The following is a 20,826-nucleotide window of genomic DNA, read 5'->3' as shown; positions in this document are numbered from 1 at the left end:
GCGTTTTTTCGATACGCACAGCGCCTGGGGAACTGCCATGTATCACAGGGCCAAAACAGGTGGAGGTGTCTTCCTCTATCCGCACGTGCCATCGGATCCTCTGACCATCGATGACAAGCTGCAACGTGTCGATCTCGTGCCGGATGTGCCATTGAAAGCCATAGAGGAAGACGACACCAAGACCTGGTTCAAGGTGGAAGCCGAGTTCACGGGCGGCGACGAGGAAGGCTGGGTCCGCGCGACGGACGTGGAACCGATTGATCCGCCGGAACCCGAACCGCTGGATCCCTGGTCCTTCGTCAAGAACTGCACGCTCGCCGCGCGGGTGATCAACAAGGCGGCCGAGACGGACGGTTACGGCATCAACCGCGACTTCCTGATCGCCTACGCGCTCGCGCACACGGGCACGAAAACCGACTCCGTCCCGCAGAACACGGTCGAGACCGTGGACGGCGTCGAGCGCCACGGCCCCTTTGCGCTGACCGCGGCCGAGTGGAAGAGCTTTGTCGACAGTCCCTGGAATGAAGCGGGCTATATCGAGCGGGACATCGATGTGCCGGTGTTCCAGTGCTACGGCTTCGGCTACCGGACCTTCAAGGCGACGAAAGCGCTCAGCGAGCACTTTTCGACAGACGACACCACGGCCGCGAGCGGACCGTGGATGCCGACGACGATCGAGCTTTTCCTGTGCATGGCCTGCGGCAAGGATCTGGCGGTCGCTTATATCGACAAGCTGGACAGCGCACCGGATACCAAGTTCATCCCGATGCTGACGGCCGCGAACCCGGCCGAGGCACCGTCCATTTTGAAGCGCTACCGGAAATTCTTCGGCACGGAGGCAGACGATCACTCGCTCGAGCAAGTCGACGACAAGATCTTCGCCGTTTTCGATGCGGCCCTGAAACGCTCCTTCACGCTTGTCCGCGAACTGACACCGGAAGACCTCATCTACATGACGGTCGACAAGCTGCCCTGGTACGTCAAGGCACGCGAGGAAATGGTGAAGGGTGTCAAGGAGACCGGCACCCCGCCGAACCCGGACGTGCTGAAATACTTCAAGGCGACGGACTATTCGACCAACCGCGAAGACCCCTGGTGCGGCGCGTTTGTCGCCTGGTGCCTCGCCAATTCGGGATCTGACATCGCGGCGAAATCCGTGGCCAAGGCGACGGCGGCGCGGGCCGCCAGCTGGAAGACCTGGGGTGATGTCGAAGTCCCGGTGGGCGCCTGGGAAAAGGCGGCCATCCCGGTCGGCTCCGTCGTCGTGCTCAGGCCGAGAAGCGGCACGACCGACTCGTCCGGCCATGTCGGCTTCTTCGTCGAAGCCGATGGCGACAAGGTTTCCCTGCTTGGCGGCAACCAGAGCGACAGCGTCAAGGTGTCTAAGTTCGACAAGCGGCAGGTTGTGGCGATCCGGATGCTGCTGGGCTTCGATGCGGAGCCGTCCCAGAGCAGCGGCCCCGGCACCGAGGACCCGAATTTCGGCGACGGCACGCTCGGGCCCTTCACCAAGGCCGACTGGAGCAAGTACACCGACGTTCTGGGTCTGCGCGAATCCACCAACAATTACGCGGCCGTCAACTCGATCGGGTTTGCCGGGCGCTGGCAGTTCGGCGCGCTGGCGCTGATCGATGGCGACTACGTCAGGAGCGGCGCGACCACGCGCCTGCTCGCCGAGGACCGCTGGTGGCTCGGCAAGAAGGACGTGGCCACGCGTCTCGACTGGCTGGAAAACAAGAACAACTGCCAGGACCTGGAAATGGTCGCCTACACCCGCAGGAACTACCGCAGTCTGCTGAACAACCGCGAAACCAAAAAAGTCATGGAATCCCTGATCGACAATGCAGACAAGGCCTCCCTTGCCGGCATTCTGGCCGCATCCCACCTGCTCGGCGCGGGCGGCGCGCGCAAGATGCTGAAAGGCGTCGACGGTTCCGATGCCAACGGCGTCAAGGGCAGCCAGTATTTTGCACTCCTGTCCAATGCCTTCGGCGGCGGCTCCACACCTCCCCGGATCTGACAGGTTTCGTTTGGAAAACCGGCGCAGTGGGCCTTCAAGTGTGTCCTGGCCTGTGCCGCCGCTTCCCCGCTCCTGACACCCTTGTGTCAGGAGACTGACAGGAAGTCCGGAAAACCCGCCTGAAGTGACCACCGACCCCTTTCCACGCGCGCGGAACCGGACCATATTGCAGCCATGCAGAAGCGTTCCTCCAAATCCCGTTCCGAAGACACCGCCGCGCCCGAAGGCTTCGGCGAAGCTCCGCAGAAACCCCTGTCCGGTGCACCGCTCTCCGGCTCCATCAGCGACTGGGCCGCCGAGATTGCCGAAGAGGCCGACAAGCCCGCACCGACAGCGAAATCCAAGATCAGGGACCCGGCAGCGCCGCAGGACCTGGCCCCCGGCGCGCCGGGCACGATAAGCCGCACCGCACGCACCTCGTCGCGCGAGCGGGAACGCGCAGGCGGCGACGGCGCGGTCGCCAAGGACGTTCAGGAGGGCCGCAAGGCGAAGCTGTCGCCCAAGGGCGCGAAGGCCAGGGGGAAGTATCCGGAGCAGAGCGAAGGCAAGCGTGAACGCGCGCCGGCCGGTCAGGCCGCCCCCGCGGAGGCCAGTGCGAAAGCACGACGGGCCGTGAGCGAAAAAAAGCCAAAGCCGACCAAATCCGCGCGCGGCACCTCCATAGGAAAAGCCGACAGTGCCCGGGAACGGGCCGCCGGTGGCCTGAACCCGGTCGCCGGTCTCGACATATCGCTGGAGGAGGCCGAGCAGCTCGAGGCAAAGCTCAAGCAGCACAAGAAGGACAACAAGAAGAAGTCGGCGGCGGATGGCCGCTACGGCGATCTCGGCGGCAACCAGGGCGCAACCGCGACGGTGGAGGCCCTGTCGGCCCTGATCGAATCCGGCAACCCGTTGCACAAGAACGGTGAATTGTGGGTGCCGCACCGGCCGGACCGTCCGGCCAAGTCCGAGGGCGGCGTCGAGATCGTCCTCAAATCGGAATATGAACCTCGGGGCGACCAGCCGACTGCAATTGCCGAACTGGTCGAGGGCATGGAGACCGGCGAGCAGACCCAGGTGCTGCTCGGTGTCACCGGCTCGGGCAAGACCTACACCATGGCGCAGGTGATTTCCCGCACCCAGCGCCCTGCGCTCGTCCTCGCGCCCAACAAGACCCTCGCCGCTCAGCTCTACGGCGAGTTCAAGACCTTCTTTCCGGACAACGCGGTCGAGTATTTCGTCTCCTACTACGACTACTACCAGCCGGAAGCTTATGTTCCGCGCACGGACACCTATATCGAGAAGGAAAGCTCGATCAACGAGCAGATCGACCGGATGCGCCACTCGGCCACCCGCGCCCTGCTGGAGCGCGACGACGTCATCATCGTCGCCTCGGTGTCCTGCATCTACGGTATCGGTTCGGTCGAGACCTACACGGCCATGACCTTCGCCATCGAGGTTGGCGAGCGCATCGACCAGCGCCAGCTCATCGCCGATCTGGTCGCCCTGCAGTACAAGCGCAACGATGCCGCCTTCCAGCGCGGCGCCTTCCGCGTGCGCGGCGACACGATCGAGCTGTTCCCGGCCCACTACGAGGACCGCGCGTGGCGCATTTCCCTGTTCGGCGACGAGATCGAGTCGATCACCGAGTTCGATCCGCTCACGGGCAAGAAGTCGGGCGAGCTGAAAAGCGTCAAGATCTACGCCAACTCGCACTATGTCACGCCCAAGCCGACGCTGAACCAGGCGATCAAGTCGATCAAGGAGGAGCTCAAGCACCGGCTGGAGGAGCTGAACACCCATGGCCGCCTGCTGGAAGCCCAGCGCCTGGAACAGCGCACCATGTTCGACCTGGAAATGCTGGAGGCGACCGGCTCCTGCGCGGGCATCGAGAACTATTCGCGCTACCTGACGGGCCGCAAGCCCGGCGAACCGCCCCCCACGCTGTTCGAATACCTGCCCGACAACGCCATCGTCTTCGCCGACGAAAGCCACGTCACCATTCCGCAGATCGGCGCCATGTACCGGGGCGACTTCCGCCGCAAGGCGACGCTGGCCGAATACGGCTTCCGCCTGCCGTCCTGCATGGACAACCGGCCGCTGCGCTTCGAGGAATGGAATGCCATGCGGCCGCAATCGGTCGCCGTCTCGGCGACGCCTGGCTCCTGGGAGATGGAGCAGTCCGGCGGCGTCTTCGCCGAACAGGTGATCCGCCCGACGGGCCTCGTCGATCCGGTGATCGACATCCGCCCGGCCTCCACCCAGGTGGACGATCTCCTCGGCGAGGTGCGCGAGGTCGCCCAGAAGGGTTACCGCACGCTGGTCACCACGCTGACCAAGCGCATGGCCGAGGACCTGACAGAATATCTCCATGAGAACGGCGTGCGCGTGCGCTACATGCACTCCGACATCGACACGCTGGAGCGGATCGAGATCATCCGCGACCTGCGCCTCGGTGCCTTCGACGTGCTGGTCGGCATCAACCTCCTGCGCGAAGGTCTCGACATTCCCGAATGTGCGCTGGTCGCCATTCTGGACGCGGACAAGGAAGGCTTCCTCAGGTCCGAAACCTCGCTGATCCAGACCATTGGCCGCGCGGCCCGCAATGTCGACGGCAAGGTGATCCTTTACGCCGACAACATGACCGGCTCGATGGAACGGGCGATCGCGGAGACCACCCGCCGCCGCGAGAAACAGCTCGGTTACAACGAAGAGCACGGCATCACGCCGGAAAGCGTCAAGCGTAACATCGCCGACATTCTCGACAGCGTCTACGAGCAGGACCACGTCACGGTGGACGCGGGTTTTGCCGAGGAAGGCTCGCTGGTCGGCCACAACCTCGCCGCCCATATCGAGGACCTGGAAAAGCAGATGCGCGATGCGGCCGCCGATCTCGACTTCGAGACGGCCGCGCGCCTGCGCGACGAGATCAAGCGCTTGCAGGAAACCGAGCTGGCGGTGGCCGACGACGCCATGGCCCGCCAGTCCGACGTCGACGACCGCACCGGCGGCTTCCGCGGCGACCGCAAGTTCGGCGCCGGCGGTACCAAGGAAGGCGCCAGCGGCAAGAAGAAGGAAACCGCGAGGGACCGCGCCCGCGCCGCCAAACAGAAAGCCGCCCTCCCCGCCCCCAGCGCCAAGGTCCGCAAGAACACCCTCGACGAAATGACCGTCGGCCGCACCGAAGTCCCCCTCGGCTCCGACGACCCGGTCAAACCGGTCCGCCGCGGCAAGATCGGGGTCGGGTCCTACGAAGACCCGGCGGAGGAAAAGAAACGGCGCGGCAGACCGAAGAAGAGCGGGTGGCCGGGGCGGTGATTGTCTCAAGCGCTCTGGAAACGAGTGGATCCCCGATCAAGTCGGGGATGACTTCAGTGGTAAGTCGAGGGAATACCTTGCTTCACTGTCTTTCCGGACAAGCTGCTCACAAGCACGCTCCCGTCTTTCCGGACAAGCGCAGCGGAGCTGCGTACTGATCCGGAACCCAGATATCATCGCGAGCAAAGCGAGCTCCAAACACAATATCACTGTCGAATTGCAAGGTGGTGACCACCAAAACACGGTCATCCCCGACTTGATCGGGGATCCAATCCACGCAACAACTGGCTATGGCGTTTTACGTCTACATTCTCGCCAGCCGCCGGCACGGAACACTTTACACCGGCGTCACCAATGACCTGGCGCGGCGGGTTTACGAACACAGGGAGAAGGCCGGAAGCGCGTTCACCCGGCGATATGGAGTGACCCGGCTGGTTTACTACGAGACCTGCGACACGCCCGACGCAGCCATCGCCCGCGAGAAACGTCTGAAGCGCTGGCCTCGCGCCTGGAAGGTACAGGCGATTGAGAAACACAATCCGGATTGGCGCGATCTTTACGAAGAGCTGAACCGGTAGTCTTCTGGTCGCGGTTGGCTTTGGTGGATCCCCGATCAAGTCGGGGATGACGGCTGAGGTTGAACTCGCGCCCCAACGACAGACGCCGTCCCGGACCTGATCCGGGACCTCCCAAAGTCAACGCAAACAGGCCCCGGCTCAAGGCCGGGGCGGCACGGAACGTGTGGCAGCCGTCACCCGGGCGCAAAGGCGTCCACCTTGCCCGCGATCCCGGTCAGCTCCTGCCCCTGCCTCCCGTCATTCCGGACAAGCGCAGCCAAGCTGCGTGCTGATCCGGAACCCGGATGTCAGCGCGAGCAGAGCGAGCTCCGAACACAACGCCGCACTGTCGATTGGCAAGGTGGTGACCACCAAAACACGGTCATCCCCGACTTGATCGGGGATCCAATCCACGCAACAACTGGTCATGGCGTATTACGTCTACATTCTCGCCAGCCGCCGGCACGGAACGCTTTACACCGGCGTCACCAATGACCTGGCGCGGCGGGTTTACGAACACAGGGAGAAGGCCGGCAGCGCGTTCACCCGGCGATATGGAGTGACCCGGCTGGTTTACTACGAGACCTGCGACACGCCCGACGCAGCCATCGCCCGCGAAAAACGTCTGAAGCGCTGGCCTCGCGCCTGGAAGGTACAGACAATCGAGAAGCACAATCCGGATTGGCGCGATCTTTATGAAGATCTGAACCGGTAGTCTTCTGGTCGCGGTTGGCTTTGGTGGATCCCCGATCAAGTCGGGGATGACCACTGAGGTGAGTTGAGAGGCGGTTCTGCAGCTACACCACCGTCATTCCGGACGAGCGCAGCCAAGCTGCGTGCTGATCCGGAATGACGGTTGTCGGGGAGCGCCACCCAACAACAAACGCCGTCCCGGACTCGATCCGGGACCTCCCGCAATCAGTGCAAACAGGCCCCGGCTCAAGGCCGGCGCGGCACGGAGTGTGTGGCAGGGCGAACGGGCCCCGGCTCAGGGCCGGCGCGGCGTGGAGAGTGGAGCAGCCCTCACCCCTGCGCGAACACGTCCACTTTGCCGGCAAGCCCCTTCAGTTCCTGCCCGTCGAAGCGTTCCAGCCCGGCACCGGCGTGTCCGGCCACCGCCGCGTCCATCAGCACCGCCCTGCCGAGCACCTTGCCGTGGGCCTCCAGGCGAGCGGCGCGGTTGACGGTGTCGCCGTAGACGGTGAAGGCCTGGCGGCTGGAGGAGCCGATGCTGCCCGAGGCGACCGTGCCGGCGGCAAGGCCGATGCGGATGGCAAAGCCGGAGGCCTGCGCTTCGCCGAGAAGTCCTTGGCTCGCGGTGATCGCTGCACTTTCCGGTGCGTCACTGTCGATCGGCGTGCCGAAGGAGGCCATCAGGCCGTCGCCGGTGAACTGGATGACGACGCCGTCAAGGCGGGATATCACCTCGGCGCAGCCGGCGAGAAACCCGTTGAGGTGGTCGATCACCTCGCCCGGTGCGCGGCTGGCGGTGTAGGCGGTGAAACCGGCGATATCCATCACCAGGATCGCTGCGTGCCGCTCCTGCGGGGTGAGCGCGTTCGGATCGTCGATCAGGCGGCGGGCAACGGCTTCGGGCACGTAACGCCCGAGCGTTGCCGCAACCTGTTCCCGCTCCGCCTGCGCCCTCACCTGCGCCCGGAACACCCGCCTTGCCCGGACAACGGCAAGCGCCAGGATGCCCGTCGCGATGAACAGGAACCCGGTCTCCTCCACCCGATTGCCGTTGCCGATGAAATCGGGCGACAGGAACACCCCGACATAGGCGTCGAAGCCGGCCCCCGGCGTGAGATCACCCCAGGAGAGCGTGCGCTCCATGCCGGACACGACGATCAGGAAGGCCGCCCACCAGCCGGCGACAACGGCCGCGCCCGTCCACAGGACAAGGCGCGGCGACAGCGACAGCGTCGCCATGGCAACCAGCGGAAACAGGTAGTAGATGCCGTAGGCGCGGAAGGCGAGGATCTGGGGCACGTCGCCGCTCCGGCTGATCGGGAAGAACGCGAAGGTCATGCAGATCCCGATCGCGTCGACAAAATAGATCGCGTATTTCATCCACCAGCGGTCGAAGCGCGTGCCGATAAGGCTCGCGTGCCCGATGCCGATCGCGGTGAACGCGCCGAGCCCGACAAAGATCCACGGATTGGGATAAAAGCCTGTCAAGGCCCAGGTTCCGCCGACCCAAAGGAAAGCCGCGCCGACGGCAATTGTCCGGCAGATGATCGCCAGCCGCAGCCCCCGCCGTTCCGCCTGTTGCAGGCGATCTTCGCCGGGTTCGGGCGCGTTGGTCGGCTGTGCGGTTGCAGAAGAGGTCAACGGCAGGAGGTCCTTTGGCGGCAAACGGTCCGAAAGACACATATAGGACGGTCACGCGCATCCGTCGTCCCTTGCTTTCGGCTTCATCGCATCTCCCGCCGGGCATAAGGAATTCCGACACCATTCCATGATACCCGTGGAAGCGCCTGAAACAACGCGCTTCGGCCCGGGGGATTTCGTGACGAGACTTTTTATCAGCGCCTTTGCCTTACTGGCCTTCACCGGCCCGGCGACGGCGGAACTGGCCCGCACAACATTCGGCGACTGGTCGGTGCGCTGCAACGACAAGAATTACTGCATTGCGGAGACGGAGGGCGAAAGCTCAAACGACGAGGCCTTCCGGCTGAAAGTGGAGCGTGGCGCCAAACCCGGCAGCGACGTTTTTGTGACCCTGCGTCCGACGACGAAGCTGGATGTCGGCATGCGCGCGCGCATCGAGATCGAAAGCCTGGACGAAGACAATTACGGCTATTTCGGCACGGCCTCGAAGATCTACACCGGCAACGAGATGACCTTCGGCGGCGATGCCCACCGTGATCTCATTGAAAAGCTGCGCCTGGGCGAAGACGCCCAGATCCAGATCGACTATGGCGGATCAGCCGGAACGCTCACTTATTGGGTCAAGCTCTCCGGCCTCACCCATGCGCTGCTGGCAATGGACCGGGAACAGGGCCGGATCGGCCGCCTCGATGCGGCCGTTGCCTGGGGCGGCCTGCCGGCGGATGGCTCCGTTGCCGTCGCGTCTGCCAAAACAGAGCCCAGCGCCGCACCCAAGGAAACGCAGGCTGCTGCCGCACCGCCGCAGCCCGCGAACGACCTGCCGCCGCCAGTCATGCCATCGCAGGACCTGTCGTCGGGAGCGCGCGGCCTTGTCTACACGGTCGATGAACTGCCCGAGTCGGTCCAGATGATGGGTTACCGAACGCTGGATTGCCGGCTGGACGAAACCCTGCCCGCCTATGGCGCGCAATTCTATGCCGAGGGCGACGTGGAGACCTGGGTCGTGCCCTGCACCATGGCCGATGCCAACGTGCCCTATTTCATGGCGATCCACATTCCCTTCAATCCGTCCCTCGACGAGTGGAAGGAATTCGAGACCCCGCCGGGCTTCAACCAGCCTAATCATGCGCTGGTCAACAATCTCTTTTTCGACCCGGACACGGGCCAGGTCACCGGCACGACCTACTATTCGCCCAACTATGATTGCGGGGCCTTCGAACGGCACGAAATGATGGCCGAAAGCGGCGACTACGAGCTTTTCGAATACCTGGAGAAGTCGAATTGCGACGGGGTGACCGGTCCGGCGGAGGGCTGGCCACTGAGCTGGACCATCGACGAGATGGGCAATTGACCGGACAGCTGGCAAGGAAACGGGAAACGAATGCCGATACGCAAATTGCCTCTATTCGGAGCAGCACTGACAGGCCTGCTGGTTGTGTCCGTGGCTGAGGCGGCGTCCCCGCGGGTGCCGGCGGAGTGGGAACCGCAGGCGGCCATCTGGATGCAGTGGCCCGGCCGGTACGAAAAGCAGATGCGCCCCGCCTTTGCCAACATCATCCAGGCGGTGCAGAAGCACGAAAGCGTGCACCTGCTCGCCAACTCGGAAAAGGAACAGCAGGCCGCCGCAGGTTTCCTCATGAACCGCGGCGTCAGCGTCGCGAACGTGACCTGGCACATCGTCCCGATCGACAATGCCTGGATGCGCGACAACGGGCCGATCTATGTGACCGACGGCGAAACGCTCACCATCCAGAACTGGGCCTTCACCGGCTGGGACGGCACCACGGGCGCCACCTATCGCAAGGACGACCGGGTTCCGCTCCGCCTCGGTGCGTTGCTCGACTTGGAGGTGGCCGACCTCACGGACTACGTCCTGGAAAAAGGCAATCTCGAGGTCAACGGCGCGGGCATCGCCCTTCTCAACTGGGACTGTCAGGACCAGCGCAATCCGGGCCTCGGCAAGGAAGACCACGAGCGGATCCTCAAAGAGGCCCTTGGCCTGACGGAGATCATCTGGTCCTACGGCCATCACACGGACGACATCACCACGGGCCATATCGACGGCTCCGCACGCTTCATCAACCCGACCACGGTTGCAATTGCCGACACGGGTGAAGACACCGAAACGCGGCTTGCCGAAGATCTCCAGACCCTCGGCTTCAACGTCGAATGGTATCCCGGCGACGTGAACTGGCTGGTCGGCGACGGCTACATCGTCGCCATGAGCGAACGTGACGAAGACCTTGACGCCACCTTGAGACAGGAACTCCAGCGCTACTTTCCCGGCCGCGAGGTTCATCTCGTCGACGCCTGGTCAATCGCCGACGGCGGCGGCGGCATTCACTGCGTCACCAACGATCAGCCGGAACTTTGAGAAAAGGACTGCCTAAGGCAGGAATATGTCTGGATTCCGGATCGGCGCGCAGCGCTGCTGCACTTGTCCGGAATGACGGTGGTTGAAGTTGCCAGGTTACCCCCAGCTCGTCATTCCGGACGGTCTGCAGCGTAGCTGCATGGCCAGATCCGGAATCCAGACATCAGCCTGAGCGAAAGCGAAGTCCGAACCAAAGAACAAGCCTCAGAAAAGCCCGCCTTCGCTCAGATCGCTCCACTCCGGATTGTTTTCTTCGATCAACGCGATCTTCCACGCACGTCGCCAGCCCTTGAGCTGCTTTTCCCGCGCGATCGCATCATCCACCCGTTCATGCTCTTCGGCATAGACAAGGCGCGTGACTTTGTAGCGCTTCGAAAAGCCATCAAGCAGGCCGTTCTGGTGCTCGAACAATCTGCGACTGAGATTTGACGTCACCCCCAGATAGAGCGTGCCGTTCCGGCTCGAGGCGAGCATGTAGACGTGCGCAGGCATTTTACTACTTTTACGTGTAAAGATGATTTGTTCAAGTGCTGCTGACTGCCTGCGGCAGAAATACCTCTGGATTCCGGATCTGCGCACAGCGAGGCTGTGCTTGTCCGGAATGACGGGTAAGGGATGAAAACACCGTCATTCCAGACAAGTGCAGCAGCGCTGCACGCTGATCTGGAATCCAGACATCAGCCTGAGCGAAAGCGAAGCCTCAAACAAAATTTCGCGATAGCGCACAGACAAAACCAGGACACACAAATCCCACCAAGCAGTCTCTTTTCGCCATCCGCATCAGCAGTTCTTCCAGTGCCTTTCCTCTGAAAACACAACCGGGCAGTGGTGAATTTTTAACCATAGGTTTAAACCTCGCGGGTTGCCGGGGACATTTCGCTTTTTGGGATTCCGCCTGCCGATATATTCTGTTTGCCAAACCGTCTGAGTCGTTGAAACGCCCACGACACATGAGTTAAGAAAGAGTAAAGAGTGCGTAAATTCCACCGGAGCGGCGCCGGCGGGAAATTCAGGAGACAGGAATGGGCATTTTCTCGAAGTCCCCGCGCCCGGGCAGCGGGCAGGAGCAGCGGGCCGAGAGCCAGAACGAGGCAACAGTCACACCAGAGACATCGGAAACGCCGGATCAGACCGGCAACGTGGAAAAGCTGTCTCCCTTCGCGCTCAAGATGCAGGAAAAGATGAACCATCTGGACGGCCTGAAGTCGCGTGTCGGCGGGCTCAACCAGATGTTCGACCAGATGGCGGCCTTCGCTTCCGAAAGCCAGACCAGCATCCGCATGATGTCGGAATACATCGAGGCCTCGCGCCACAGCGTGGAGACCGAAGTCCGCCTGAAATCCGAAAATGCCAAGATCTCCACCGATCTTCTGGACGCCGAACACAAGGTGCGGTCGCTGACGACCCAGCTCGAGGACGCCCAGGCGGAGGTGCATTCCCTGCGCAAGCGCGCCACCGAAACGCGCACGGCGCTCGAGACCGCACGCAACGACATCGTGTCGATCCGCGACAACAACAAGAAGGTCAACGAGGAGTACCGCCTGCAGAGCGCAAAGCTGGTGGAGGCGAACACCCAGATTGCCGACATCAGCGGCAAGTACAACGACCTGCTCGCCAAGCACGAGACGCTGGAGCGTCATGCAGATAGCCTCAAGGAGGACCTGGAAGCCGTCAAGCATCGGGAAAAGGAACTCCAGCAGAACCTTGCCGAGAGTGCGAAGCTCCTGGAAGACGAGATCCGCAAGAACAACCAGGCAACCAGCGAGCTGGAATCCGCCAAGCGCGAACTGATCGAATTCAGGAACGACAACATCGACCTGAAGTCACACCTGGACGTCGCCAACCAGGAGCTGATCTATGCGAAGACGCGCCTGGAGGAGGAGCAGCGCAAGCATGACAATGAAGTCTATGCGCTGAACGCGGAAATCGAGAATCTCTCGTCCCAGCGCAGGGTCGGTGCGCAGTCGCTCCAGGAAATGGCCCGTGAGAACTCTGCCCTGAAAGAGCGCGGCCGCGATATCCTCAAGCGCATGCAGGAGGTTGAGCATCTCCTCGACAGTGCGCAGAAGAACCACGAGAAGGACCGCAACGAGCTGATGGCGACGTCGGCCAAGCTGCGCGAAGTCAATCTGCGTTACAATTCGGCGCTCACCGACCTGAACCACCAGCGCAGCCAGAACCAGAAATTCGCCGACAATCTGGAAGACCTGGTGGACGAGAACAAGCGTCTGCAGCGCTACAAGATCCAGGTGGACACGGCCAACGAGCAGATCGTCCAGCTGAAATCCGTGATCGCGAACTACCAGATGGCCATGGAAGGAAAGGGTCCGGCCGAGGAACTCGGCCTGACGGAGAGCTACGATCCCGCCGCCGATCTGGGCATCACCGAGCCGCTTGAGCCGGAAACGGAGACGGTCGAGATCGACGTCGACGAAACCGTGGTGGCGGAAACGGACGGTCCGGACGACGACGCACCGGGCGGCGGCGACGACAAGATCGTCAAACTGCGCGATTGATTGATCCGGGGGCAGGCCGGCCGGACGGCACGACCTGCCCGCTTTTCAAGCGGTTGATTATCCTGCAAGATCACGAAGAGGAAACCATCGGCTGTGCTCATGCAAAGATGAGCATGTGCGATGGTTTCTGTGCGAAACGCCGTCAAGCCATTCTGGGTGAGGAGCGCTCTTTGTGAATAGCAAGCTGCTGCCTTTGCTCGTGCTGATCGGCGGCGCACTCGGGATCAGCATCGGCTCCTTCAGCCCGGCACTGACGGCTTTCCTGCAGCCTTTCGGCGATGCCTATATCCGGCTTATGGAAGTGGTGGTGCTTCCCTATCTGATTTCCTCGCTGCTTCTCGGCCTCGGCCGTCTCTCGCCGGCGACCGCGCTGACGCTGTTTCGAAAGAGCTGGCCTGTCTACCTGCTGCTTTGGGGCGTGACTTTCGCGTTCCTGATCGTGGCAGCCTCCACTGTCCCGCTTGTCGGCACCGCGACCGTTGTCGACTTCTCGGCAAGCTTGCCGGACGAAAAGGGCTCCGCGGTCTCCCTCGTCGAACTGCTCATACCGGACAATTTCTTCGAGGCCCTCAGCCAGAACTACATCCCCTCGGTCGTGCTGATGGGCGTGATCTTCGGCATCGCGATCCAGCACAGCGTCAAGCCGACACCACTCTTGGACATGCTGACGATCATCCGCAATGCCTGCGTGCGCATATGGGGCTGGATTGTCTACCTCGCACCGGTGGGCGTGTGCGCCCTGTTCGCGGAATCCATCGGTTCCGTCAGCCTGACAGGCTTTGCCGCGCTATCGATCTACATCGCCGTCGTGATGCTGAGCTCGCTGGTGCTTGCCTTGTGGGTCTTCCCGATGCTGTTGACCGTGTTCCTGCCGCTCACCTACCGCGAAATAATGTCCGGTCTGCGCGACGCCTTCATGGTCGCCGTTGTCACGTCCCTGTCTGTGGCTTCGCTGCCGCTGATCCAGCAGGCCACGCAGAAATTCGCCAGGAAACTGAATGAGAACGAGGGCGAGGAACAGCAACAGAAGGAAATCATCGAAACAACGCTGTCCGTCAGCTACCCGCTGGCGCAGATCGGAAATTTCTTCATTCTGGTCTTTCTCGTCTACGCTGCGTACTACTATTACCTGCCGATCGAAAAACAGCAGCTGCTGGAACTGCCGTTCGTGACCCTGATTTCCAGCATCGGCTCGCCCACGTCCTCAATCGGCGCCGTTACTTTCATGGCAGACTGGCTCGGCCTGCCTGCCGGAACAACGGACCTTTACGTGGAGACGATGGCTATCACCCGGTACGGCCAGGTGATCACATCCGTGTCCGCGTTCGCGTTTGTCGCGACCGCCATCACCTTCGTCTTTCATGGCAAGGTCCGGTTCAATCCGCGCGCGCTTGTCGTGACACTGGCCGTTTCCGGAGCGGCGTTTGCCGGCATCTGGGCCATCGGCAGTCTGGGTGGAACCCATGTGCCGCTGCATTCGGAAGTCAGCTACAAGGCAGCCGGCCTTCCGGACTACGTCCAGCAGCTGAGCGACGCAAACCGGCTTGCGACCGTTGAACCGGCGGCGGAGACTGAAACACCGCCGGAAACGGCGGTACCGGAAACTGAAGAATTGTCTGCGCGCAACACGATCGACCGGATCGAGACCACAAGCGTCCTGCGCGTCGGCATCAACCCGAATGTCATGCCGTTTGCCTACCGGAACAATGACGGCAGGCTGGTCGGCTACGATGTCGAACTGATGTACCGGTTCGCGCAGAGCATGAATGTCCGTCTGGAATTCATCCCCTATGACTGGCAGAACCTTGCGGACGATCTCAAGCAGCAAAAATTCGACATCGCGGTCGGCGGACTTTATATCACCGACGAACGCCTCAACACGTTGACCGTCAGTGAACCCTATTTCGAAAGTCCGCTCGCGCTCATTGTCAAAAGCGATCGCGTCGACGAGTTCAAGTCGAAATCGGTGATTTCACAGAACAAGGATCTGACCATCGCCGTTTTCGACGATCCGGTGTTGATCCCGCTTGCCAAGCGAACATTTCCCTCCGCCAAGCTGCGCGTCCTACCGGACTACAGCAAGTTGCAGGAGCTTGAGGACGTCGATGCAGCCCTTTGGACGCGCGAGCAGGCCCGCGCACTGGCCATATCGCTTGACGGCTATTCGGCCGTTGTCCCGGAAAACACGGCAAGCCGTTTCCTGTTCGCCTACCTGATGCCGCCATCCTCTCCGGGCCTGGCTGCCTATTTCGACTACTGGATGGACCTGTCACGCAAGGCCGGTGTCATTCAGGACATGCACCGGCGCTGGATAAGCCCGGTGAACACGGTAACGACCGACTAGGGTACGGACCCATAAATGAAGCCGATTTGGCAGCAGAAATGGCAAAATCTCGCGAGGAAGTGTGCGCAGAGCGGGCTTTATGCCCGGTCAAGCGCGGCGACGCCGCGAGGTAAAGCCATTTTGCCGTCCTTCGGATTTGGTCGTTTTGGCCATCTGCCGCGTCGCGAAAGGCTTGAAAATGAACCACATTTCCTGCGCTTCCGCTCCTCGCAGTTGGTCAAAACGATCCAAACCAAATTGACATCATTTATGAGTCCGTTCCCCAGAGCTTGCTTTGGAAGCCGTTTCACTCCGGCTCGACGGTGAATTGCAGCGGATAGCCCAGCTGGCTGGCGGCATCGATTGCCCGTGTCGCCTTGGTCTCGGCAACATCCTTCGGATAGACGGAGACGACGCAAGCGCCTTTCTGATGGGCAGTCATCATGACGACCTCGGCCTGGGAGACATCAAGGCGGAACTCGGCCTTCAGGATCAGCACGACGAATTCGCGTGGGGTGAAGTCGTCATTGAGCAGAATGACCTTGTAGAGTTTCGGTTTCTGGACCTTTGTCTTCTGCTTCAGTTTCGGTTTCAGATCGGAGTCGCTCATGACACTGGTCCAAACTTGTGCTCCGTTCAGCAGACGGAAGCAGGATCGAATTGGCTGAGTTGCAAACGCACGGCCCCGCCGGCCACGCATCCGAACCCAGAAATGGCGCCTGTTTCCCGAAACGCGGGGAACCATTCACCGATACGTTAGAAGCTGAACCGGGTCTCTCCCGGCAGGTTCGATCACCGGCGCGACACCGGCGCCAAAGCAGCGCCCATGAGTCAGCCGAACTGATCATTGAAATGATTATAATGCATCGCACCATCAAAGGGAACATGGCCCGCGCGGAAATCGGGTTTGCGGGCCTGAGTTTCGCCTGGCGTGCATGCGTTTGAACCCTGCTGATGACTTTGCGGCAAAAAACGGAAATCCGACCTCCCGCCCCCTGCGTATTGAGGCCGTGGTAAGTGCATCAACTACCCGGAGGGTTGTCCCGTGACTTCGCGCATCATGTCGGCCGGTCTGAACTGGCCCGTTCTTTCGTTCCTGTGCTTCTTCCTCGCGTTCGCCGGATTGGCAACGTCACCTGCTGCGGCAGACATCGGCCCGGCGGCACGGACCGTTCCCTCGGCGGAACTCGTCGGCAAGGGGCGTATGACCTATCTCGGCTTCAAGGTCTTCGATGCCGAACTTTATGCACCCAACGGTGTCTACAGTGCATCCGGCCCCTTCGCGCTCAAGCTGAAATACCTGCGCAATTTCAAGGGCAAGACGATCACGGAAAGCTCCGTGAAGGAGATGAAGCGCCAGGGCGGCGCGTCCGCGGCACAGTTGGCATCGTGGGAAAAACAGATGAGCGCGATCTTTCCGAACGTTTCGGCAGGACAGGCCATCACGGGTGTCAGGACCGCAAATGGCAGCACCGTGTTTTACCTGGGCGGGCGCAAACTCGGGACGATCAGCGACCCCGCGTTCACCAAGAGGTTCTTTTCGATCTGGCTCGGCAACAAGACCCGCAACCCGCAGCTGCGGGCACGCCTGGTCGGGGCGGGTTCTTGAGCAGCAGGCGATAGGACCCGGTTGCAGTGTCCGTTGACGAAAGACACGTGCCTTCGGACCGCATTGATACCGGTCTTTCAGATGCATCGCTTCCCGCGTCGAAAAGACTGAGCGTCAAAAGCCTCGTTGCCTATGGCACCATGGCGTTTCCGCTCGCCTTCGTCGGATTGCCGATCTACCTGCATGCCCCGGACTTTTATGCGGTCACGATGCAGCTGCCCTTGGCAACGCTCGGGTCTGTCCTGCTCGCACTTCGGCTGGTGGATGCGATCCAGGACCCGATCATCGGCGATCTCAGTGACCGGTTCCACAGCGCACGCGCGTTGATCCTGGCGCTCGGCGCCGTCATGCTGGGCATCGGTTTCTGGATGCTGTTTCATCCGGCCGGGGCTTTTCCGGTGCTGTGGTTTGCTGCGTCGGTTTTCATCTGCACCACCGGGTTTTCCGTCGTCTCCATCAATTTTCAGGCCCTGGGCGGGTTGTGGCACACGACATCGGCGCAGCGCACAAGGGTCACGGCGAGCCGGGAGGCGATCGGGCTCTTCGGACTGCTGGTCGCCGCCGTCACACCGCCCGTCCTCACACAGATCGTGGGACCCTCCAGGGCCTTTCACTGGCTGTCGCTCGGATATCTTCCGCTGCTTTGCATTGCGCTCTGGCTTCTGGTGCGCTGGATGCATGCAACACCGCTCGACCTGCCAGCGCGACGGGAGAAGCAGGAAAGCTGGACTTCCCTGATGAAAAACCGCTGGCGGGCGATCTTCTTCGGCCTGGTGTTCCTGAACACATTCGCGAGCGCCATACCGGCGGTGCTGGTGCTGTTCTTCATTCGCGATCGTCTCGGTGCAGAAAGCTACACCGGGCTCTTCCTGCTGACCTATTTTCTGTCCGGCGCGCTGTCGATGCCGATCTGGACAGCTGCCGCCCGCAAATTCGGCAAACTGCGCGCGTGGCAGTTCTCCCTCGCAGCCGCGATTTTCACTTTCTGCTGGGCAGCGCTCCTTCAGGAGGGGGATCTTGCCGCCTACGCAGTGGTGTGCGCCCTGTCCGGACTGGCGCTCGGCGCCGATCTCGCATTGCCTCCCGCCATTCTCGCCGACCATATCGAAGCGGATGGCAAGCAGCAGCAGGCCTCACGCCTGTTTTCGGTCATGGCGTTTCTGTCCAAGTCGGCGCTCGCGGTCGCAACCGGTCTTGCGCTGCCGATGCTCGGCTTGTTCGGATATCATCCGAACATTGCAATGACACCCCAGCTGAATTTCGTGCTAAGCGTGACCTACGCCGGGTTGCCGTGTGTGTTCAAGCTGGCGGCACTCGGTGGATTGCTGCTTTTTGAAAACGACCTGAAAGCCCGGCGATCCGCCTGATCCGCAATACGCAATACGCAAACAATAGTTTCCATCACGATCCGGACGATTTCGGGGACCGATCATGTCAGTTCGACCGCCTCAATTCACCAAAACCCCGGATCAAGATCCGCTGGCGGCTGCGCTGGAACAGGAAATTTTCAGCGAGAAGGCCTCGACACTTTCCCGCCTGACAAAGAAGCTTGAGAAGGCTCTGGCCCAGCTGAGCGAGGCGAACGACGACCCGGACGCGACCGAGGACCTCAAACGAGAGCGGCTGGCCCAGGCCGGTGAAGCACTCTGGCATGTGACGATCCAGCGGGAACTCTGCGGTCTGCGGCGCCACCGGGAATTCAACGATCACCTGAATGTTCCCAGAGCAGTGCGGCTTTGCATGGGTCCGGCAAGTATTATGAAAGACCGCATTCTACGGTAGGGTCAGGACCTGTTCCATCGGGACATCTTGCGCGTGATCGCGATCACTTCTTTGTTGATTGGACTGCCCTTACGATAGGAAGATGTTGCATCTACGCCATAGCAATGTTTTTTACGGGTGGTTATCGATATGTGTGTTATTTACCGGCGCATAGTTTGAACTATGTAAATCCATGCAAGTTGACTGGCGTCCGGGGCCTGCCCGGCTCCGCATTAAACAAAAATGCCTAGCGCAGAGCGATTAATATGTGCAGAAAGACTGGCCCCTTGAGCGTTTTTCCGAATTTATTGACCGGCCTTGTTGCTCTGGGCCTCTTGCTCGCCCCGGCCGTGCCGACAATCGGTTTGACGCAATCCGCCCACGCCCAGTCCGTGCGCACGGTACCCGAAGGCAACAGGTACAAGAACCAGCCGAAGATCCCGTATGCATCCGCGCGCCGCACCTCGTCTGCGAAATCCAGCTACGATGCCAAGTTCAACAAGGTGCTGGCCGTCCTGAAGCGCGACCGGCGTCTCATGGGATCGATCAAGCGCGTCGCACGCAAGTACAACATTGATCCGATCCACATCATCGGCGCAATCGTCGGAGAGCACACCTACAACTACGACACGCTGGACAGCGCCCAGTCCTATTACGTCAAGGCGCTGGCCTATGCCGGCATCAACTTCGATTTCGAACTCAACGGCGAACACGTCGACAAGTTCGTCGAGCGGCCGCAATTCGAACGGTGCCGCAAGGAGCACATCCAGAAAAGCAGCGACCGCCGCTGGTCCTGTTATGAAAATGTCTGGAACAGCAAGTTCCGCGGCAAACGGGTTGATGGTGTCCGCTATCCCAAGAAGAATTTCAACGAAGCCTTCTTCCAGCCACTCTACGCCGGCCAGAGTTTCGGGCTTGGACAGCTGAGCCCGCTCACCGTTCTGAAAATGACGGATCGCGTGTCGCGCCAGAGCAATTTCCGCAAGCTCAAGGCGTCCAATTCCGACGCGGTCTACAAGGCGACAATGGATCCGAACATCTCGCTGCACTACATGGCCGCGATCATCCAGGACTCCATTGCAGCCTACAAATCCGTCGGCAAGGTGGACATTTCCAAGAACCCCGGCCTCACGGCGACCCTCTACAATCTCGGCGATCCCTGGAGCCGTGCCGCAAAATTCCGCCGCACCGGGCGGTCATGGCCACGCGAGAACTACTACGGATGGCTGGTCAACGACCGGATCGACGACCTGCGCGCTCTGCTGTGAACAAGCGCGTCAGGCCACTCGCAATTTTCAGGTAAACACCGTCAACCTGCCGCAACTCAGGTGAGGAACGGGTTCGTCTGACGTTCGTGACCGAGTGTCGATGCCTGTCCGTGTCCGGGCAGGAAGGACACGTCATCGCCGAGGGGAAGCAGCTTCTCGTGAATGGAACTGATCAGCGTTGCGTGATCCGCAAGCGGCAGATCCGTCCGGCCGATGGACCCCGCGAACAGGACGTCCCCTGAAATCGCGAACTGCAGTTCCCTGTCGAAAAAAACAAGGTGACCGGGCGAATGGCCGGGGCAGTGCAGGACCTCGAACGTACGCCCTGCGATCTCGACCTCGTCTCCCTCCTCCATCCACCGGTCGGGGGAAACGGGCTTGGCCTCCGGCACGCCGAACTGCGCCGCCTGATCCGCCACGCGTTCTATGAGCGGCTTGTCCGCTTCGTGCGGCCCTTCGACCGGAACGCCGAGAGCAGCGGCAAGATCGGCGGCGCCGCCGATGTGATCGATATGACCGTGCGTGAGCACGATCTTTTCAACGTTCACGTCGTGCTTGCGGATCGCCTCCTGGATATGTTCGACATCGCCACCCGGATCGACAACCGTTCCACGCATGGTCTGCGGATCCCAGATGATGGAACAGTTTTGCTGAAACGGCGTCACCGGTACGACCATGACCTGGATCGGTGGCATGTCGTCCGTTTCGCTGCTGTTGGTTTCTTCCGACACACCTGTCTCCTTTTGAAACACCCGTGCATGACACGG

At 61.4% G+C, this 20,826-nt stretch carries 16 protein-coding genes; 12 read left to right on the top strand and 4 right to left on the bottom strand.

Translation table 11 applies throughout. From position 1 onward, the window contains the following. Positions 1 to 37: 37 nt before the first annotated feature. From ACO08A_RS18415 to ACO08A_RS18400, 4 genes are all read left to right on the top strand, one after another. A complete protein-coding gene (locus ACO08A_RS18415; RefSeq protein WP_422037418.1) occupies positions 38 to 2,020 on the top strand; it encodes a TIGR02594 family protein in 1,983 nt (660 codons plus the stop codon). 174 nt (positions 2,021 to 2,194) lie between these two features. Next, positions 2,195 to 5,317: an excinuclease ABC subunit UvrB gene (gene uvrB / locus ACO08A_RS18410; protein ID WP_422037417.1), complete on the top strand. Its 3,123-nt coding sequence runs from the start codon at positions 2,195 to 2,197 to the stop codon at positions 5,315 to 5,317. Between the two features lie 290 nt (positions 5,318 to 5,607). After that, positions 5,608 to 5,895, top strand: coding sequence for a GIY-YIG nuclease family protein (locus ACO08A_RS18405; RefSeq protein ID WP_422037416.1), 288 nt, complete (start codon positions 5,608 to 5,610; stop codon positions 5,893 to 5,895). A gap of 406 nt (positions 5,896 to 6,301) precedes the next feature. Continuing rightward, a complete protein-coding gene (locus tag ACO08A_RS18400) occupies positions 6,302 to 6,589 on the top strand; it encodes a GIY-YIG nuclease family protein (protein WP_422037415.1) in 288 nt (95 codons plus the stop codon). A gap of 308 nt (positions 6,590 to 6,897) precedes the next feature. On the opposite strand, the gene ACO08A_RS18395 is transcribed toward ACO08A_RS18400, so the two are convergent. Continuing rightward, positions 6,898 to 8,208: an adenylate/guanylate cyclase domain-containing protein gene (locus ACO08A_RS18395; RefSeq protein ID WP_422037413.1), complete on the bottom strand. Its 1,311-nt coding sequence runs from the start codon at positions 8,206 to 8,208 to the stop codon at positions 6,898 to 6,900. Between the two features lie 178 nt (positions 8,209 to 8,386). Between ACO08A_RS18395 and ACO08A_RS18390 the strand changes: the two genes are divergently transcribed. After that, positions 8,387 to 9,559, top strand: coding sequence for a DUF1176 domain-containing protein (locus ACO08A_RS18390; RefSeq protein WP_422037412.1), 1,173 nt, complete (start codon positions 8,387 to 8,389; stop codon positions 9,557 to 9,559). A 30-nt stretch (positions 9,560 to 9,589) separates the two neighbouring features. Next, positions 9,590 to 10,582 carry an agmatine deiminase family protein gene (locus ACO08A_RS18385; RefSeq protein WP_422037411.1) on the top strand — a complete coding sequence of 331 codons (993 nt, stop codon included), beginning with the start codon at positions 9,590 to 9,592 and terminating at the stop codon, positions 10,580 to 10,582. Positions 10,583 to 10,786: 204 nt separating this feature from the next. On the opposite strand, the gene ACO08A_RS18380 is transcribed toward ACO08A_RS18385, so the two are convergent. After that, entirely contained in the window at positions 10,787 to 11,074 is a 288-nt protein-coding gene (locus tag ACO08A_RS18380; protein WP_422037410.1) for a GIY-YIG nuclease family protein, read from the bottom strand. Positions 11,075 to 11,604: 530 nt separating this feature from the next. Between ACO08A_RS18380 and ACO08A_RS18375 the strand changes: the two genes are divergently transcribed. Both ACO08A_RS18375 and ACO08A_RS18370 read left to right on the top strand, forming a co-directional pair. Further along, the gene (locus ACO08A_RS18375; RefSeq protein WP_422037409.1) at positions 11,605 to 13,098 is read left to right on the top strand and encodes a hypothetical protein; all 1,494 of its coding nucleotides are present in this window, start codon (positions 11,605 to 11,607) and stop codon (positions 13,096 to 13,098) included. 172 nt (positions 13,099 to 13,270) lie between these two features. Then, positions 13,271 to 15,442, top strand: coding sequence for a cation:dicarboxylate symporter family transporter (locus tag ACO08A_RS18370; RefSeq protein ID WP_422037408.1), 2,172 nt, complete (start codon positions 13,271 to 13,273; stop codon positions 15,440 to 15,442). 286 nt (positions 15,443 to 15,728) lie between these two features. On the opposite strand, the gene clpS is transcribed toward ACO08A_RS18370, so the two are convergent. Further along, positions 15,729 to 16,031, bottom strand: coding sequence for an ATP-dependent Clp protease adapter ClpS (clpS, locus tag ACO08A_RS18365; RefSeq protein WP_319383400.1), 303 nt, complete (start codon positions 16,029 to 16,031; stop codon positions 15,729 to 15,731). Between the two features lie 435 nt (positions 16,032 to 16,466). On the opposite strand from clpS, the gene ACO08A_RS18360 reads away from it, so the two are divergent. The 4 genes from ACO08A_RS18360 (at position 16,467) to ACO08A_RS18345 (ending at position 20,059) form a co-directional block, all read left to right on the top strand. Beyond that, positions 16,467 to 17,030 (top strand): chalcone isomerase family protein, encoded by a 564-nt coding sequence (locus ACO08A_RS18360; protein WP_422037406.1) that lies wholly within the window; start codon positions 16,467 to 16,469, stop codon positions 17,028 to 17,030. Between the two features lie 26 nt (positions 17,031 to 17,056). Next, positions 17,057 to 18,397: an MFS transporter gene (locus ACO08A_RS18355; RefSeq protein WP_422037405.1), complete on the top strand. Its 1,341-nt coding sequence runs from the start codon at positions 17,057 to 17,059 to the stop codon at positions 18,395 to 18,397. A 64-nt stretch (positions 18,398 to 18,461) separates the two neighbouring features. Then, positions 18,462 to 18,812 carry a DUF6665 family protein gene (locus tag ACO08A_RS18350; protein WP_422037404.1) on the top strand — a complete coding sequence of 117 codons (351 nt, stop codon included), beginning with the start codon at positions 18,462 to 18,464 and terminating at the stop codon, positions 18,810 to 18,812. 305 nt (positions 18,813 to 19,117) lie between these two features. Then, on the top strand, positions 19,118 to 20,059 hold the full coding sequence (locus ACO08A_RS18345; protein WP_421984511.1) for a DUF1402 family protein: 942 nt from the start codon (positions 19,118 to 19,120) through the stop codon (positions 20,057 to 20,059). Positions 20,060 to 20,115: 56 nt separating this feature from the next. Here the strand turns inward: ACO08A_RS18345 and ACO08A_RS18340 are convergent, their stop codons facing one another. Then, complete coding sequence (locus tag ACO08A_RS18340) at positions 20,116 to 20,754, bottom strand: MBL fold metallo-hydrolase (RefSeq protein ID WP_422041776.1); 639 nt, start codon at positions 20,752 to 20,754, stop codon at positions 20,116 to 20,118. Positions 20,755 to 20,826: the final 72 nt, after the last annotated feature.

It is taken from the genome of Roseibium sp. (assembly GCF_965232425.1).
Lineage (GTDB): Bacteria > Pseudomonadota > Alphaproteobacteria > Rhizobiales > Stappiaceae > Roseibium.
The sequence above is the reverse complement of the archived record's forward strand: the minus strand, read 5'-3'. Positions and strand labels throughout refer to the sequence as shown.

What these genes read in the sequence shown, in the direction of transcription:
- ACO08A_RS18415 (WP_422037418.1), top strand. Translation starts at nt 38, where the DNA reads ATGTATCACAGGGCCAAAACAGGTGGAGGTGTCTTCCTCTATCCGCAC.
- uvrB (WP_422037417.1), top strand. Translation starts at nt 2,195, where the DNA reads ATGCAGAAGCGTTCCTCCAAATCCCGTTCCGAAGACACCGCCGCGCCC.
- ACO08A_RS18405 (WP_422037416.1), top strand. Translation starts at nt 5,608, where the DNA reads ATGGCGTTTTACGTCTACATTCTCGCCAGCCGCCGGCACGGAACACTT.
- ACO08A_RS18400 (WP_422037415.1), top strand. Translation starts at nt 6,302, where the DNA reads ATGGCGTATTACGTCTACATTCTCGCCAGCCGCCGGCACGGAACGCTT.
- ACO08A_RS18385 (WP_422037411.1), top strand. Translation starts at nt 9,590, where the DNA reads ATGCCGATACGCAAATTGCCTCTATTCGGAGCAGCACTGACAGGCCTG.
- ACO08A_RS18380 (WP_422037410.1), bottom strand. Translation starts at nt 11,074, where the DNA reads ATGCCTGCGCACGTCTACATGCTCGCCTCGAGCCGGAACGGCACGCTC.
- ACO08A_RS18375 (WP_422037409.1), top strand. Translation starts at nt 11,605, where the DNA reads ATGGGCATTTTCTCGAAGTCCCCGCGCCCGGGCAGCGGGCAGGAGCAG.
- clpS (WP_319383400.1), bottom strand. Translation starts at nt 16,031, where the DNA reads ATGAGCGACTCCGATCTGAAACCGAAACTGAAGCAGAAGACAAAGGTC.
- ACO08A_RS18350 (WP_422037404.1), top strand. Translation starts at nt 18,462, where the DNA reads ATGTCAGTTCGACCGCCTCAATTCACCAAAACCCCGGATCAAGATCCG.
- ACO08A_RS18340 (WP_422041776.1), bottom strand. Translation starts at nt 20,754, where the DNA reads ATGCCACCGATCCAGGTCATGGTCGTACCGGTGACGCCGTTTCAGCAA.